This is a genomic window from Burkholderia sp. 4NA327C6 (assembly GCF_005502655.1).
GTDB lineage: Bacteria > Pseudomonadota > Gammaproteobacteria > Burkholderiales > Burkholderiaceae > Burkholderia > Burkholderia contaminans.
This window is the reverse complement of sequence record NZ_SCNZ01000074.1, coordinates 1-15,772: the sequence shown is the minus strand read 5'-3', so window position 1 is coordinate 15,772 and position 15,772 is coordinate 1. Positions and strand designations below refer to the sequence as shown.

Here is a 15,772-nt window from a genome sequence, read left to right as displayed (position 1 = left end):
CACGCGCGGGCCGGCGTGGCGCGCGGCCCGCCTCGGGCGCGGCGCCGCGCCGCGCGACCTGCGCCGGCGCGCCGCCGCATCGGCACTCAGTCCATCGACAGGCGCAGCGCAAAGCCGATCAGCGCCGCGGAAAACGTCCAGCGCTGCACCGTCTGCGCGAGCGGGTGCGCGCGCATCCACGCGGCGATCCGCGACGCACCGAACACGCACGCGAGGTCGAAGCACACGCCGGCCGCCACCAGCAGCGCGCCCAGCTAGAACATCTGCAGCACGACCGGCCCGGCCTCGGGACGCACGAACTGCGGCAGCAGCACCGAGCAGAACAGCAGCGCCTTCGGGTTCAGCAGGTTGGTGAGCAGGCCTTTCACGAACGACTGGCGCAACTCGCCCGCCGTCGCTGCCGCATCGCCGTCGCCGAGCGCGAACACGGGCGAACGGAACACCTGGATCGCGACATAGGCGAGATAGAGCGCGCCGCCGTAGCGGATCACTTCATACAGCCACGGCGCGCTGCGGATCAGCGCCGCGACGCCGCAGGCGGACAGCGTCACGTGCGCGGTGCGCGCGAGCGACAGGCCGGCGGCCGCCGCCATCCCCGGCCGCACGCCGCGGCCGATGCTGGTCTGCAGCACCAGCGCCATGTCCGGCCCCGGCACCGCGTAAATGGCCGCCAGCGCGGCGAGATAAATCAACAGCAAATGCGTGGAAATCATGGTCTGCCCCTCTCCTCCTACGGCGATATGTTGCCGCCAGAGTGCGAGGGATTATTGGCTATCTTGGGTTCAGGATTGGCGATTCGTAGGGGAATCCGCCACAATCACGGAATCCACAAAAGGATTCCGCCAACATGACCGAACTCGACAAAACCGACCGCGCCATCCTTGCCGCGGTGCAGCGCGACGGCCGCCTGCCGATCGCGCGCCTCGCCGATTCCGTGGGCCTCTCCGAGACCCCGTGCGCGCGGCGCCTGAAGCGTCTCGAAAACGACGGCTACATCGAGCGCTATCGCGCGCAGCTGTCGCGCCAGGCGCTCGGTTTCGGTGTCGTCGCGTTCGTGCTCGTGCGGTTCGCGACGCACGATCGCAAGACCGCCGACCGCTTCGAGCGGGAGGTGCTCGGCATCGAGCGTATCCTCGCGTGCCACAACGTGGCGGGCACGGCCGACTATCTGCTGCAGGTCGTGGCGCGCGATCTCGACGACTACGGCACGTTCCTGCGCGAGTCGCTGCGGATGCTGCCGGGCGTGACGTCGATCGAATCCGCGCTGTCGCTGCGCGAGGTCAAGCATGACGCGGGGCTGCCGGTGCCGTGATGCCGGCGGGCGGACGGCACGCGCAAGCCGAACGCGTGGCCCGGTTCGTCACTTCGACGCCGATCGATGTGGGCCGCGCCGGATCGGGTCGCGCCGCCGAAACACTCGTTCACATTGTTGAAGCCGGCGGCCTACGCGATGTCGGGCGGCTGGTGCGCGTGTTCGAGATCCTCGAGAAACGCTTCCACGAGCGGATTGCCGCGCCCGTTGCGCGCGACGACCATGTGGAACGTCACGTCGTAGCGCAGCTGCTCCGGATTGAGCGGCGTGAGCAGCCCTTGCGCGACGTACGGTGCCGCGAAGTGCTGCGGCAGATAGCCGAGGTGGTGGCCGGACAGGATCAGCAGCGCAACGGCCTCCATGTTGTCGGCGGTCGCGGTCACGCGGTCGGGCGTCGTCGACATCTGCGCTTCGGGCAGCGGATACGAGCGCCACGCCCATTCGAAGCCCGCGACGTCGGCCGGCGTCAACGCGCCGGCGCCGTCGAACAGCGGATGGCCGCGCCCGCAGTACGCCACCTGGCGCTCGATGAACAGCGGCGTGTAGTGCAGCGTCGGCACCCGGTGCCAGAAGTAGCCGACCGCGATCTGGATCTCGTCGCTCAGCAGCTTTTCCTCTAGATCGCCCGGCGCGCGCACGGAAATCGAGAAACGCACGGCCTCGTCGCGGGTGCGGAACGCGGCGATCGCCTCGGCGATCCGTGCGTTCTGGCTCACCGGCGTATGGCCGATCAGGCCGATGTGCAACGTGCCGACCAACTGGCGGTCCATGTGCCGCGCGGCCATCCCGAATTCATCAAGCGCGGCGAGCAGCTTGCGGCTCATTGCGTGAAACCGCTCGCCCTTCGGCGTGAGCCGGAAACCGCTGCGGCCGCGCTCGCAGAGCCGGTAGCCGAGCCGCGTCTCGAGCGACGACAGCTGCGCGCTGATCGTCGATTGCCCGACGTTCAGCACCGCCTGCGCGGCCGATACGCCGCCCGCTTCCGTGACCGCGAGAAATACGCGGATCAACCGCAGATCGAGGGTCGACAGATTCCCCAGCACGCTCATCCCCTTCCATACATCGATGAAAATCGATGTTTACGTCGATATCTTCGCATTCTTCTTTCCCGGCGGAGCGCGTAAAACTGTGCGCCAAGCCGCGTCGCATGATACGGCACCCCACATCGGAAGAGACAGCCCATGAACGACCACACCCATTTCCAGCCGCTCGGCGGCAATGAAATGCCGCGCTGCGGCGGCATCGCGACGATGATGCGCCTGCCGCACGTGGCGAGCGCCGAAGGCCTCGACGCCTGTTTCGTCGGCGTGCCGTTCGATCTCGGCACCTCCAACCGCACCGGCGCGCGCTTCGGCCCGCGCCAGATCCGAACCGAATCCGTGCTGCTGCGCCCGTACAACATGGCCACGCGCGCGGCACCGTTCGACTCGCTGCAGATCGCCGACATCGGTGACGTCGCGATCAATCCGTACAACCTGCACGATTCCATCGCACGCATCGAAGCCGCGTACGACGCGATCCTCGAGCACGACTGCAAGCCGATCACGCTCGGCGGCGACCATACGATCGCGCTGCCGATCCTGCGCGCGATCCACCGCAAGCACGGCAAGGTTGCATTGATCCACGTCGATGCACACGCCGACGTGAACGACACGATGATGGGAGAAAAGATCGCGCACGGCACGCCGTTCCGCCGCGCGGTCGAGGAAGGCCTGCTGCACGGCGACAAGGTCACGCAGATCGGCCTGCGCGGCACGGGTTACGCCGCCGAGGATTTCGACTGGTGCCGCGAGCAGGGCTTCCGCGTCGTCCAGGCCGAGGAATGCTGGAACAAGTCGCTCGCGCCGCTGATGGAAGAAGTGCGCGCGCGCATCGGCGACACGCCCGTCTACATCACGTTCGACATCGACGGCATCGATCCGGCCTACGCACCGGGCACCGGCACGCCGGAAATCGCGGGCCTCACGGTGCCGCAGGCGCTCGAGATCATCCGCGGCGCGAAGGGGTTGAACATCGTCGGTTGCGATCTCGTCGAAGTCGCGCCGCCGTACGACCCGTTCGGCACCACTGCGCTGCTCGGCGCGAACCTCGCGTACGAGCTGCTGTGCGTGCTGCCGGGCGTCGCATACCGCGACTGATCCCCGCGCCGACACCTATTCCAAATCAGGGCATTCAGAGGAGCACAAATCAAGATGGGGACTTCCGTCAAGCAACCCAAGCGGGCGGCGCTCGCGTCGTTCGTCGGCACCACGATCGAGTGGTACGACTTCTATAGCTACGCGACCGCCGCCGCCATCGTGTTCGGGCCGTTGTTCTTCCCCGGCGAAAACCGCTTCATCAGCCTGCTCGCGTCGTTCGGCTCGTTCGCGGTCGGCTTCTTCGCGCGGCCGCTCGGCGGCGTGATGTTCGGCTACCTCGGCGACCGCTTCGGCCGCAAGCGCTCGCTGCTCGCGACGCTGATGCTGATGGCCGTGTCGACCGTCGCGATCGGCCTGCTGCCGACTCATGCGCAAGCCGGCGTGATCGCACCGATCCTGCTCGTGCTGATGCGTGTGCTGCAAGGCATCGCGGTCGGCGGCGAATGGGGCGGCGCGGTGCTGCTCGCCGGCGAGCACGCGCCGGAAGGCAAGCGCACGTTCTTCGCGTCGTTCGCGCAGCTCGGCAGCGCGAGCGGCCTGATCCTGTCGATGCTCGCATTCGGTGCGATCAGCACGCTGTCGAAGGACGACATGATGAGCTGGGGCTGGCGCGTGCCGTTCCTGGCAAGTTCCGTACTGCTGATCGTCGGCTTCGTGATCCGCGCGAGCGTGTCGGAATCGCCCGAGTTCGAGGAAGTCAAGAAGAGCGGCAACATCGCGCAAAAACCGCTGCGCGAAGCGCTCAAGTACTGGCCGCTGCTGCTGCTCGCGATCGGTGCGAACGTGTACGGCATCGCCGGCGTGTATTTCAGCAACATCTTCATGATCAGCTACGCGACGCAGTTCCTGTCGCTCGACCGGTCGATGGTGCTGCATTGCATGACGATCGTCGCCGTGCTGCAGTTCGTCGTGCAGCTCGCGGCCGCGTTCCTCGCGCAGCGCTTCGGCACCACGCGCGTGCTGCTGATCACCGGCGCTTGGGCCGCGATCGTCCCGTTCGTCATGCTGCCGCTCGTTCACATGGGCTCGCCGCTGTCGATCACGGTCGGCGTCGGCCTCGCGACGCTCGCGGAATCGGGTTACTACTCGGTGGTCGCGGGCTTCGTCAGCGGCATCTTCGTCGCGCGCATCCGCTATACCGCGATTTCGATTGCGTATCAGGTGTGCGGCGCGCTCGCCGGCGGCCTCACGCCGCTCGTCGCGACCATCATCGCGCAGAACACAGCACCGCAATGGTGGCCGCTCGCGCTCCAGTACACGAGCGCCGCGATCCTGTCGTCGTTGTGCGTGTGGCTGATCTCGCGCCGCGTCAGCATCGACGATGCGGGGTCCGCGAACCGGACGGAAGAAACACTGCCGCGCGGCGTACGCACCGCGTAACGTCCCGCAACGGGCAGGCACCTCGCCTGCCCGTTTTTCATTGCACGCCCCGGCGGTGCGTCGCACCGCCTCCCGTTCCAATCCAATCATCGCTTGCCACGAAGGCGTCGCGGCAGGCGGGCGCACGCGGTCGCACTGCCGTACCGCGCACGACCAAGGAGACAAGCCTTCATGACCCGCCCGGACACCCTCGATCTCGGCCGCACCGAATCGGCTGGCCTCGCGATCGAGCACCACTCGATCGACTACATTCCCGAACACGAGCGCCACGCGAAACTCGCGAGCCAGGGGCCGTTCTGGTTCCTCGGCAACTTCCATTTCTTCACGATCTCGATCGGCTTCGTCGGGCCCGGCATGGGCCTGTCCGCCGGCTGGACGACACTCGCAGGCGCGCTCGGGATCATGTTCGGCACGATCTTCATGGCATTCCACGGCTCGCAGGGGCCCGAGATGGGGCTGCCGCAGATGATCCAGTCGCGCGCGCAGTTCGGCTATCGCGGCGTGATCGTCGCGCTGCTCGCAACGCTATTCGTATTCGTCGGCTTCAATGTCGTCAACGTGTCGTTGATGGTCGACGGCGTGCACAACGTATTCGGGATCGACGGCGGCTTCGTCGCCGTCGCCGCCGTGACGACGGGCGCGCTGCTCGCCATCTACGGCCATGACCTGATGCATCGGACTTTCACGTGGGCGCTGATCGCGACACTGCCGCTCTATGCACTCGTGACACTCGCACTCGCGTTCGGTCATGCGACGCCGCCCCCTGCCACCATTGCACCGGTTGCCGCTCCGGGCTTCAACTGGATCGCGTTCGCAACGCAATTCGCGATCGCCGCGAGCTACAACATTTCGTATGCGCCGTATGTGTCGGACTATTCGCGTTATCTGCCGAAAAACACGAGCCGTGCAAAGCTGATCGCAGTGATCTTCGCCGGCGCGTCGCTGTCGGGCACCTGGATGATCGGCCTCGGCGCGTGGCTCGCGCAGAAGCTGCATGCGGCCGATGCGCTGGTCGCGATGAACGACGTCGGCACGTCACTCGTGCCGGGCCTCGGCAAGCTGATCGCGATCGTGTCGCTGGTCGGCTTCCTGCCGATCATCGCGCTCAACGCGTACAGCGCGATGCTGACCGTGCTGACCGCCGCCGATTCGATCGTGCCGATCCGGCCGACGCGCCGCGCGCGCGTTGCATCGATCATCGCGATCAGCACGTTCGTGCTGGCCTGCGTATTCGCGATCCGCGGCAACGGCATCGCGCTGCTGCAGACGTTCCTGACGCTGATGCTCTACTTCCTCGTGCCGTGGACCGCCGTGAATCTCGTCGACTATTTCTTCGTACGCCGCGGGCACTATGCGATCGCGCACTTCTTCACGCCGAACGGGCTCTACGGCGCGTGGCAATCGCGCGGCATCGTCGCCTACCTCGTCGGCTTCGCGGCGATGGTGCCGTTCTTCTACATCTTCGACGCCGAGGCGAACCGCGAGATTTTCGTCGGGCCGTTCGCTCGAATGCTCGGCGGCGTGGATATCGCGTGGCTCGTCGGCCTGGTGGTCGCGGGGGCTGCGTACTGGCTGCTGTCGAGGTCGCTCGACCTCGCACGCGAACGCCGCATCATTGCCGAGACGCCATCACCCGAAACGCTCGCGGAGCCGCTCGAACACGAGCGCGCGTGACCGCATATTGCCCGTGACACCGGGCCAGCCCGTCACGGAATGAGTCGCGCCGCCGGCCGCCGCGCCCGATCATCGATCGCGGCGGCCGGCACGCGACCTTCGCGCGTTACTGCACTGCGTTGCGCAGCGTCTTCGCGGCGGCGACCATGTTCGTCAGCGCCGGAATCACTTCCGCCCACTGGCGCGTCTTCAGGCCGCAGTCCGGGTTCACCCACAGGCGTTCCGCCGGAATCCGCTCAGCCGCCTTCTTCATCAGGCCGACGATGTGCTCCTGCGTCGGGATGTTCGGCGAATGAATGTCGTACACGCCCGGCCCGATTTCGTTCGGATACTTGAAGTCGTCGAACGCATCGAGCAGCTCCATGTCCGAGCGCGACGTCTCGATCGTGATCACGTCTGCGTCCATGTCGGCGATCGACGCGATGATGTCGTTGAACTCCGAATAGCACATGTGCGTGTGGATCTGCGTATCGTCCTGTACACCGTTCGCGGTGATGCGGAACGATTCGACCGCCCACTTCAGGTACGCGTCCCACTGCGCGCGGCGCAGCGGCAGCCCTTCGCGCAGCGCCGCCTCGTCGATCTGGATCACGCGCACGCCGGCCTTCTCGAGATCGAGCACTTCTTCACGGATCGCCAGCGCAAGCTGGTAGCACGACACCGAGCGCGGCTGGTCGTCGCGCACGAACGACCAGTTCAGGATCGTCACCGGGCCGGTCAGCATGCCCTTCATCGGCTTGTTCGTCAGCGACTGCGCGTACGTGATCCACTCGACCGTCATCGCCTTCGGGCGGCTGATGTCGCCGAACAGGATCGGCGGCTTCACGCAGCGCGAACCGTACGACTGCACCCAGCCGAACTGGCTGAACGCGTAGCCGTCAAGCTGCTCGCCGAAGTATTCGACCATGTCGTTGCGCTCGGCTTCGCCGTGCACGAGCACGTCGAGTTCGAGCGATTCCTGCTCGCGGACGCTGCGCTCGATCTCGGCGCGCATCGCCGCGCGGTAGCCGGCTTCATCCAGCGCGCCGGCCTTGAACTGGCTGCGGGCCTGGCGGATTTCGCCGGTCTGCGGGAACGAGCCGATCGTCGTCGTCGGGAACGCCGGCAGGTTCAGGCGTGCCGACTGCTTCGGCGCGCGCTGCGTATAGGGGCTCACGCGGTTGCCGAGCTGCGCATCGATCCGGGCGATCGCGGCCTTCACCGCCGGGTTGTTCACGCGCGGCGAATGGCGACGCGAATGAATCGCGGCGGCGTTCGCGGCCAGCGCATCGGCCACCTTGTCGCGGCCTTCGTTCAGTGCGGTCGCGAGTACCTTCAGCTCGTCGAGCTTCTGCAGCGCGAACGCGAGCCATAAACGGATTTCCGCATCGAGCTTCTCCTCGCTCGCGAGATCGACCGGCACGTGCAGCAGCGAGCACGACGGCGCAAGCCACAGGCGATCGCCCAGTTGCTTCGCGAGCGGCTCGAGCCAGTCGAGCGTCGCGTTCAGGTCGGTCTTCCAGATGTTGCGGCCGTTGATCGCGCCCACCGACAGCACGCGCGAGGCCGGCAGTTCACGCACCAGCGCGGCGACTTCGTCGCGTGCGTTGATCGCATCGACATGCAGGCCGTCGACCGACAGCGAACTCGCGAGCGCCAGATTGCCCTGCAGTTGGCCGAAGTACGTCGCGAGCAGCACCTTGATGCGACGCGTTTCGAGCGCGGCGTACGCGGTCTCGAAGGCTTGTTGCCACTCGGCGTCGAGTTCGGTGACGAGGATCGGCTCGTCGATCTGCACCCATTCGACGCCCTGCGCGGTCAGCGTGTCGAGCAGCGCGCCGTACACCGGCAGCAGCTTCGGCAGCAGCGCGAGGCGGTCGGAATCGTCCTTCGCCTTGCCGAGCCACAGATACGTGACGGGGCCGAGGATCACCGGCTTCGCGGCCACGCCCTGCGCCTGCGCTTCCGCCAGTTGCTGGAGCAGACGCGACGGATCGAGCGAGAAGTTCGTGTCCGCGTGGAATTCCGGCACGATGTAGTGGTAGTTCGTATCGAACCACTTCGTCATTTCACCAGCCGCGACGCCGCCGCAGCACGCGGCATGCGCGTCCGCCGACTGCGCCGAACGGCCGCGCGCGACACGGAAATAGTTGTCGAGCACGTCGCCGTGGAAACCCTGCACGCGCTTCGGCAGGTTGCCGAGCGTGAAGCTCATGTCCAGCACCTGATCGTAGAACGCGAAGTCGCCGATCGGCGCCAGGTCCAGGCCGCGCTGATCGTTCCAGTGACGCTGGCGCAACTCGGCGCCAAGCGCCTTCAGCTCGTCGCGCGACGATTCACCTTTCCAGTAGCGTTCGAGACCGAACTTGAGTTCGCGCTTCGCGCCGATGCGCGGAAAACCGAGGTTGTGTGTCGTGACCATGAGCTGCCGTCCAGAAGGGAAATTGAATGTCCGGCAGCCATGATAGGGATTTCAACACATGAAATAAAATGGCATTATTTCATTCATCCATTAAAACTGTTCATGTATCTATTGCGCGAGCGATACCCATGCTGGAACGATTCCATCTCGTCGTCATTCGTGAGGTCGAGCGCCAGGGCTCGCTGACCGCGGCCGCCAATGCGCTGCACCTCACGCAATCGGCGCTCAGCCATACCGTCCGGAAAATCGAGCAGCAGCTCGGCACACCGATCTGGGATCGGGAGGGTCGCGGCCTGCGGCTCACGCAGGGCGGGCAGTATCTGCTGAAGCTGGCGCATCGGCTGCTGCCGCAGTTCGAGCTCGCCGAGGAGCGGATGAAGCAGTACGCAAAGGGCGAGCGCGGCACGCTGCGCATCGGGATGGAGTGCCACCCGTGCTACCAGTGGCTGCTGAAGGTCGTGTCGCCGTACCTGTCGCGCTGGCCCGACGTCGACGTCGACGTGAAGCAGCGCTTCCAGTTCGGCGGCATCGGCGCGCTGTTCGGCTACGACATCGACGTGCTCGTGACGCCCGATCCGCTGAACAAGCCGGGCCTGCGCTTCGATCCCGTGTTCGACTACGAGCAGGTGCTGGTGGTCGCCGATTCACACCGGTTCGCGAACGCCGACTATGTAACGCCCGAGCAGCTGACCGACGAGATCCTGATCACCTACCCGGTCGAAACCGACCGGCTCGACATCTACAACCAGTTCCTGACGCCGGCCGGCATCGTGCCGAGGCGGCACAAGTCGATCGAAACGACCGACATCATGCTGCAGATGGTCGCGAGCGGGCGCGGCGTGGCCGCGCTGCCGAGATGGCTTGCCGACGAATACGCGGACCGGATGCCGGTCGTGCCGGTCAAGCTGGGCAAGAAGGGAATCGCGAAGCAGATCTTCCTCGGCATCCGCGACGCGGATGCGTCGGTCGACTATCTGGCCGCGTTCGTCGCGCTGGCGCGCGAATCGACGTGGAGCGCGCCACGCATGCTGCGCTAGGCGCGCTCCGTTGCGCTGTGCGTCAGGCGGCGCGCATGCCGACGCGTTCGCCGCGCTCGACCCATGCGCCGAACAACAGGCCGATCGTCGTCCACATGATCACCTGCATGCCGATGGCCGCGGCGCGGAACTTCCACGGCAAGGCCGCCGGGAAACCGGCCGGCAACTCGCTGACCGACGGCAGCCCGATCTGCACGGCCACGATGATCGCGACGAACCCGAGCCCGGCGACGATCGACGCGCTCCACTGCCCGAGATTCGCCAGCAGATGGCGGCGCACGCTGACCGAGAACACCATCGTCGCGACGGGATCGCGATCATCAGGAAGAACAACCCCGTGCGATAGCCGATCGTGTCGGGCTCGCCGACCGACGGCGGATTGGCCGGGTACTTGATGTTCGGCACGATCACGAGCGCGACGATCGGCGCGACACGGCGACGTAACCGCCTGCCGTGTCGCGTTTGCGATATCGACCACGACACGAGCCGACGCGACGCGTCGTATCACCATTGCCTGGCGACGTTCACCTTGCATCGCGGCAAGACATTCCGTTCGTTCTCCCTGCTGTCATCAAACTGACTGCTAGCCAAAGCTAGGATCGGTCGCGGTTCCCTTACGAGATACCGTCATGAATCAACCTGCTTCGTCTGCCCCGAACAATTCGGGTTCCGTCGAGCGCACCAAACAGCTCGGCTACGTCGTCTTCCTGCTGGTGCTCGCGATCGGTGCGGTCTATATCGCCACGCACCTGGTCGACGATCTGTCGCCGATGCGCGAAGGATCGCTGTTCCCGTACCTGATGCTCGGCGCCGCGCTGCTGATCGCGCTCGGCTTCGAATTCGTCAACGGTTTCCACGACACCGCGAATGCGGTAGCGACCGTGATCTATACGCACTCGCTGACGCCGAACGTCGCGGTGATCTGGTCGGGCATGTGGAATTTCCTCGGCGTGATGATCTCGAGCGGCGCCGTCGCGTTCGGCATCCTGCAACTGCTGCCGGTCGAGCTGATCCTGCAGGTCGGCAGCGGTGCGGGCTTCGCAATGGTGTTCGCGCTGCTGATCGCCGCGATCGTATGGAATCTCGCGACCTGGTATTTCGGGTTGCCGTCGTCGAGCTCGCATACGCTGATCGGATCGATCATCGGCGTCGGGCTGATGAACCAGCTGATGCACGGGCCGTCCGGCACGAGCGGCGTCGACTGGGGCCAGGCGCTCGGCGTCGGCAAGTCGCTGCTGCTCTCGCCGCTCGTCGGCTTCCTGTGCGCGGCGCTGCTGCTGCTCGTGCTGAAAACGCTCGTGCGGATTCCGGAGCTGTACCAGGAGCCGCCGAAGGACCAGCCGCCGCCGTTCTGGATTCGTTGCCTGCTGATCCTGACCTGCACGGGCGTGTCGTTCGCGCACGGCTCGAACGACGGCCAGAAAGGGATGGGGCTCATCATGCTGATCCTGATCGGCACGGTGCCGACCGCGTATGCGCTGAACAAGGCCGTCACGCCGGCCGAGACACAGACCTTCGTGGCGGTCGCGAACCAGGCAGCCGCGACGTTCGGGAAGTACACGAACGGCGTTGCACCGTCCGCGAACCCGCGTGCCGACGTCGAGCTTTACGTACAGCATCGCGAACTGACGCCGGCCGTGATCCCCGCCGTTCAGCAGTTGTCCACGTCGCTCGCGACCGCGGTCGGTGCATCGGGCTCGATGGCGGCCGTGCCGCAACGCGACGTCGACAACGTGCGCAATACGATGTATCTGGTATCCGAAGCAATCCGCCTGATCGAGAAGTCCGGTCAGCCCGCGTTCGCCGCCGACGACAAGCTCGCGATAGACAACTATCGCAAGCAGCTCGACCACGCGACCAAGTTCATTCCGACGTGGGTGAAGGTTGCGGTCGCGATCGCACTGGGCCTCGGCACGATGGTGGGCTGGAAGCGGATCGTCGTGACCGTCGGCGAGAAAATCGGCAAGCAGCATCTGACGTACGGACAAGGCGCATCGGCCGAACTCGTCGCGATGCTCACGATCGGCGCGGCCGACGTGTACGGGTTGCCGGTGTCGACGACGCACGTGTTGTCGTCGGGCGTCGCCGGCACGATGGCGGCGAACGGATCAGGCTTGCAGTGGGGCACGGTGCGCAGCCTCGTGCTGGCGTGGGTGCTCACGCTGCCGGCGTCGATCGTGCTTGCCGGCGGGCTCTATTGGTTGTTCCGGTCGGTGGCGTAAGCGGTGATGCGGCGGGTGGCTGGCAGGAGCCGGCTACCTGCTTGCGGAAGGTTCATCCCTCGCCTCTGCGCCTCTGCGCCTCTGCGCCTTTCCGCCTTTCCGCCTTTCCGCCTTTCCGCCTTTCCGCCTTTCCGCCTTTCCCATTGGCCGCGTCGACGCATCCGGTGCGTCCATGCCGTCGCGAGCGCTCACCTTCCTCGTTTCCCGAATTGAAGCGCAAGATCTGGAACGCGCCGGCACAAGTACACCCATAGACTGGGCTCATCAACATTTGTCATAGGCTCCATCGTGCGGACAACGTGGCCAACGCATCCGCACGACTATATGGCGCCACATTGCCGACGAACCGAGGAATGCCCGTGAACATTGCCGACCTGCAACCTGCCGTCGAATCGCTGGAAATCGCGCAACGCGTCGACGCGATCGACTGGACGACCGTCGATGCCGATCTCGATCGCTACGGATGCGCGCGCGTGCCGGGCCTGATCTCGGCAAGCGAATGCGCGGCGCTCGCGTCGCTCTATCCTCACGATGCGCTCTATCGCTCGCGCGTCGTGATGGCGCGGCACGGATTTGGTCGCGGCGAATACAAGTATTTCGCGTATCCGCTCCCCGCGACCATCGCCGAGCTGCGTGCGACGATCTATCCGCATCTCGCGCCAATCGCGAATCGCTGGAACAAGGCCCTCGGGATCGACGTCCGCTATCCGGCAGACCACGCGGCCTTCCTCGATCGCTGCCATGCAGCAGGACAAACGCGACCGACGCCGCTGATCCTGCAATACGGCGCCGACGACTACAACTGCCTTCATCAGGACCTGTATGGCGAGCACGTGTTTCCGCTCCAGGTCGCGATCCTGTTGTCGGCGCCGGGCCGTGATTTCACCGGTGGCGAATTCGTTCTGACGGAACAGCGACCGCGCATGCAGTCGCGCGCGGAAGTGGTGCCGCTGACACAAGGCGACGCCGTCATCTTCGCCGTGCACGGCCGGCCCATGCAGGGAACGCGCGGCGTCTATCGCGTCAACCTGCGCCACGGCGTCAGCCGGATCCGGAGCGGCCACCGCCACACGGTCGGCATCATCTTCCATGACGCGCTGTAACGGCGACCGGGGCGAGCACGACGTTGTCGCGCCATTCATCACACCGGCGGACTCGCGCGGAAATATCGCGCATCCGACGTGCCAATCGCGCGTGATCGATCGGGGTTCCTGGCAAGCGGGAATCACCGCGCAATCAGTTCACTCGTCCACCGTGGCAGATGACCGTTTCCGCTTCCCGTCGAACTGTCGCTACACGTCGGACCCACGTTCAAAGTGAGCGACGGAGCGCTCCGACAATCATCTGTCGCAGCACACAGTCGACAGAAAGCGCGGCCTACCCACGCGCCACATTCGCCCGCAGCCGGTCGCCTGCATCGGAAGCGAGCCGGGCGTAGCCCGGCAACGTCAGCAACGCGAGCACGCCCGCCGCGACGAACGCCCAGCGGAAGTCGTCAAGCACGTAGTGCACGCCGGCCGCATCGCCCCGCACCAGCGCCGCGAGTCGAAGCGACAACGCACCGAACGCGATGCCCATCCCGATCGTCATCTGCTGAGCCGCGCTCCACAGCGTGCTCGCCGCGCTTGTCTGCCGGGCCGGGATATCCGCATAGGCCAGCGTCGCGAGCGTCGTGAACTGCATCGACCGCGTCAGTCCGTAGACGAATACGACGACTAGCGTGATCGCCAGTGGCGTCGATGCAGTCAGCCAGCCGCATGCGATCGTGAACAGGCCGACTATCGTCACGTCGACGAGTGCAACGCGCCGGAAGCCAAAGCGATCGAGAATCCACGACGTTCCCGCCTTCATCCCGAGATTGCCGAGCGCGCTTGCGAGCAGCAGCAGGCCGGACTGGAATGGCGACAACCCGAAGCCGATCTGGAACAACAGCGGCAGCAGGTACGGCACGGCATTGATGGCCATCCGCGTGATCGACCCGGTGATCACCGTCACCGAGAAGGTCGGCACCTTCAATGTCGTGAAGTCGAGCAACGGATGCGTGCAACGTTGCGCATGCCACCATGCGGCAATGCCGAACAGCACGCTTGCGCCCACCAGGACTGCCGCACGCGTAAAGTGAACGTCCTGCTGGCCGGCCGCTTCGGTGCCGATCAGCAGACAGGTCAGCGCGCCCCCGGCGAGCACGAAACCAACCCAGTCGAGTGGCCGTTGCTCGTCTGCTCGCGTGTTCCGGACAATCAGCCAGGTGCAGACCAGTGCCGCAATCCCGAACGGGACGTTCAGCAGGAAGATCCATCGCCACGACGCATAGGTCGTGATGAAGCCGCCGATCGGCGGCCCGACGACAGGGGCGACGATGCCTGGCCACGTGATCGTCGCGATCGCGCGCATCAGCTTTGCCTTCTCGGTGCTGCGAACGACGATCATCCGCCCGACCGGCACCATCATCGCCCCGCCGACGCCTTGCAGCAGGCGCGCAGCGGTGAATGTCACGACACCCTCGGACAACCCGCACAGCACCGACGCACCGGTAAAGACGACGATCGCGCTGGCGAACACCGTGCGCGAGCCATAGCGGTCCGCGATCCAGCCGCTGATCGGGATGAATACGGCAAGCGCCAGCATGTAGGCCGTCATTCCGAGGCTCAGCGCGTTCGGCCCGACGCCGAACGAGCGCGCCATTTGCGGCAGCGCGGTCGCGATCACCGTCGTGTCGAGGTACTCCATGAAGAACGTTGCGGCGACGAGATACGGCAAGAAGTCGGTCGTCCGACCACCTTGGGCAGGGCTGTCAGTCATGAACGGTGCGGGAGACGGAATACGGAGGACACCGACCGCCGGCGGTTGCCTGGAAACGCCGGGAATCGGGACGAAAGGCGATATTACCCCGAAGGGCGCGCTCTCCGCTCTGCCGGGCCTGTCGCTCGAATGGACTTTATGCGCATAGATTTTTATGACGATTTGGCGCTGAGTTCGTTGTGTGCGCCGACGATTACGTCGATGTATCGTGTCGAAGGACCGGTAGATGGTTCAAGATGCCATTTGCCCGGACACATCAATCGCCAGTCATTTTCGACAAACGTCGCACATCATCAGCCATTCCGCTGCCATTCCGGATAAATCGACGTCTAATTGAATCGACGTCTGATGTGGACTACTGGGGGCCGATTGATGTGTGGTACAGGGAGAGCGTTGGGAGATCTCATTAGCGCAGCGCTGCAGATCGCTCGAGAACAGCGGTGACCTGAGTCGCCGCATTCGACGCTCCGATTCCAGCCAGGTTGACGTGCGGCGCAGCCAATGGCCGAGAACATTGAAGGCCTGGATCGACGCATTCCACGCCTCAGTCTCGCCAGATTGACGTGCGGTGCGGCGAAACGTGCCTGGAGGTAGGAGTGCCGCGGAGCTGTATCAAGCCGGCCGCCCGTCCTGATCCCATGTGCATTTCCGCCGCGCCAATGCAAAAACCCCCGCCTTTCGGGCGGGGGTTTCTGGCTTAGGGAGCCTGACGATTACCTACTTTCACACGGGAATCCGCACTATCATCGGCGTAGAGTCGTTTCACGGTCCTGTTCGGGATGGGAAGGGGTGGGACCGACTCGCTA

The 15,772-nt window shown here is 65.4% G+C and carries 10 protein-coding genes, 1 rRNA gene and 2 pseudogenes; 7 read left to right on the top strand and 6 right to left on the bottom strand.

Annotation, left to right across the window (positions count from 1 at the left end):
* Positions 1–86: 86 nt before the first annotated feature.
* Positions 87–713 (bottom strand): annotated as a pseudogene (locus tag FFS49_RS39155) (LysE family translocator).
* A 134-nt stretch (positions 714–847) separates the two neighbouring features.
* Between FFS49_RS39155 and FFS49_RS39150 the strand changes: the two are divergent.
* The gene (locus FFS49_RS39150; RefSeq protein ID WP_046549763.1) at positions 848–1,312 is read left to right on the top strand and encodes an Lrp/AsnC family transcriptional regulator; all 465 of its coding nucleotides are present in this window, start codon (positions 848–850) and stop codon (positions 1,310–1,312) included.
* Positions 1,313–1,443: 131 nt separating this feature from the next.
* Here the strand turns inward: FFS49_RS39150 and FFS49_RS39145 are convergent, their stop codons facing one another.
* Positions 1,444–2,355, bottom strand: coding sequence for a LysR family transcriptional regulator (locus FFS49_RS39145; RefSeq protein WP_039339770.1), 912 nt, complete (start codon positions 2,353–2,355; stop codon positions 1,444–1,446).
* A 138-nt stretch (positions 2,356–2,493) separates the two neighbouring features.
* Here FFS49_RS39145 and speB point away from each other — a divergent pair, with 138 nt between their 5' ends.
* The 3 genes from speB (at position 2,494) to FFS49_RS39130 (ending at position 6,504) form a co-directional block, all read left to right on the top strand.
* Entirely contained in the window at positions 2,494–3,450 is a 957-nt protein-coding gene (gene speB / locus FFS49_RS39140) for an agmatinase (protein ID WP_039339741.1), read from the top strand.
* A 54-nt stretch (positions 3,451–3,504) separates the two neighbouring features.
* Positions 3,505–4,830: an MFS transporter gene (locus FFS49_RS39135; protein ID WP_137910439.1), complete on the top strand. Its 1,326-nt coding sequence runs from the start codon at positions 3,505–3,507 to the stop codon at positions 4,828–4,830.
* Positions 4,831–5,001: 171 nt separating this feature from the next.
* Positions 5,002–6,504: a cytosine permease gene (locus FFS49_RS39130; protein ID WP_137910438.1), complete on the top strand. Its 1,503-nt coding sequence runs from the start codon at positions 5,002–5,004 to the stop codon at positions 6,502–6,504.
* Positions 6,505–6,610: 106 nt separating this feature from the next.
* Here the strand turns inward: FFS49_RS39130 and metE are convergent, their stop codons facing one another.
* Positions 6,611–8,905 carry a 5-methyltetrahydropteroyltriglutamate--homocysteine S-methyltransferase gene (gene metE, locus FFS49_RS39125; protein ID WP_137910437.1) on the bottom strand — a complete coding sequence of 765 codons (2,295 nt, stop codon included), beginning with the start codon at positions 8,903–8,905 and terminating at the stop codon, positions 6,611–6,613.
* A gap of 128 nt (positions 8,906–9,033) precedes the next feature.
* Here metE and FFS49_RS39120 point away from each other — a divergent pair, with 128 nt between their 5' ends.
* Positions 9,034–9,942 (top strand): LysR family transcriptional regulator, encoded by a 909-nt coding sequence (locus FFS49_RS39120; RefSeq protein WP_039339747.1) that lies wholly within the window; start codon positions 9,034–9,036, stop codon positions 9,940–9,942.
* A 22-nt stretch (positions 9,943–9,964) separates the two neighbouring features.
* On the opposite strand, the pseudogene FFS49_RS39115 reads toward FFS49_RS39120, so the two are convergent.
* Positions 9,965–10,362: pseudogene (locus FFS49_RS39115) on the bottom strand (CbtA family protein); the annotation flags it as partial.
* 209 nt (positions 10,363–10,571) lie between these two features.
* Between FFS49_RS39115 and FFS49_RS39110 the strand changes: the two are divergent.
* Complete coding sequence (locus tag FFS49_RS39110; protein WP_137910436.1) at positions 10,572–12,164, top strand: inorganic phosphate transporter; 1,593 nt, start codon at positions 10,572–10,574, stop codon at positions 12,162–12,164.
* Between the two features lie 359 nt (positions 12,165–12,523).
* Positions 12,524–13,267 carry a 2OG-Fe(II) oxygenase gene (locus FFS49_RS39105; RefSeq protein WP_137910435.1) on the top strand — a complete coding sequence of 248 codons (744 nt, stop codon included), beginning with the start codon at positions 12,524–12,526 and terminating at the stop codon, positions 13,265–13,267.
* A gap of 274 nt (positions 13,268–13,541) precedes the next feature.
* On the opposite strand, the gene FFS49_RS39100 is transcribed toward FFS49_RS39105, so the two are convergent.
* Positions 13,542–14,966 (bottom strand): DHA2 family efflux MFS transporter permease subunit, encoded by a 1,425-nt coding sequence (locus tag FFS49_RS39100; protein ID WP_137910434.1) that lies wholly within the window; start codon positions 14,964–14,966, stop codon positions 13,542–13,544.
* A 704-nt stretch (positions 14,967–15,670) separates the two neighbouring features.
* Positions 15,671–15,772, bottom strand: a 5S ribosomal RNA gene (gene rrf, locus FFS49_RS39095); the annotation flags it as partial.

Coding starts and splice junctions, on each gene's coding strand:
- FFS49_RS39150 (WP_046549763.1), top strand. CDS start 848: ATGACCGAACTCGACAAAACCGACCGCGCCATCCTTGCCGCGGTGCAG.
- speB (WP_039339741.1), top strand. CDS start 2,494: ATGAACGACCACACCCATTTCCAGCCGCTCGGCGGCAATGAAATGCCG.
- FFS49_RS39135 (WP_137910439.1), top strand. CDS start 3,505: ATGGGGACTTCCGTCAAGCAACCCAAGCGGGCGGCGCTCGCGTCGTTC.
- FFS49_RS39130 (WP_137910438.1), top strand. CDS start 5,002: ATGACCCGCCCGGACACCCTCGATCTCGGCCGCACCGAATCGGCTGGC.
- metE (WP_137910437.1), bottom strand. CDS start 8,905: ATGGTCACGACACACAACCTCGGTTTTCCGCGCATCGGCGCGAAGCGC.
- FFS49_RS39120 (WP_039339747.1), top strand. CDS start 9,034: ATGCTGGAACGATTCCATCTCGTCGTCATTCGTGAGGTCGAGCGCCAG.
- FFS49_RS39110 (WP_137910436.1), top strand. CDS start 10,572: ATGAATCAACCTGCTTCGTCTGCCCCGAACAATTCGGGTTCCGTCGAG.
- FFS49_RS39100 (WP_137910434.1), bottom strand. CDS start 14,966: ATGACTGACAGCCCTGCCCAAGGTGGTCGGACGACCGACTTCTTGCCG.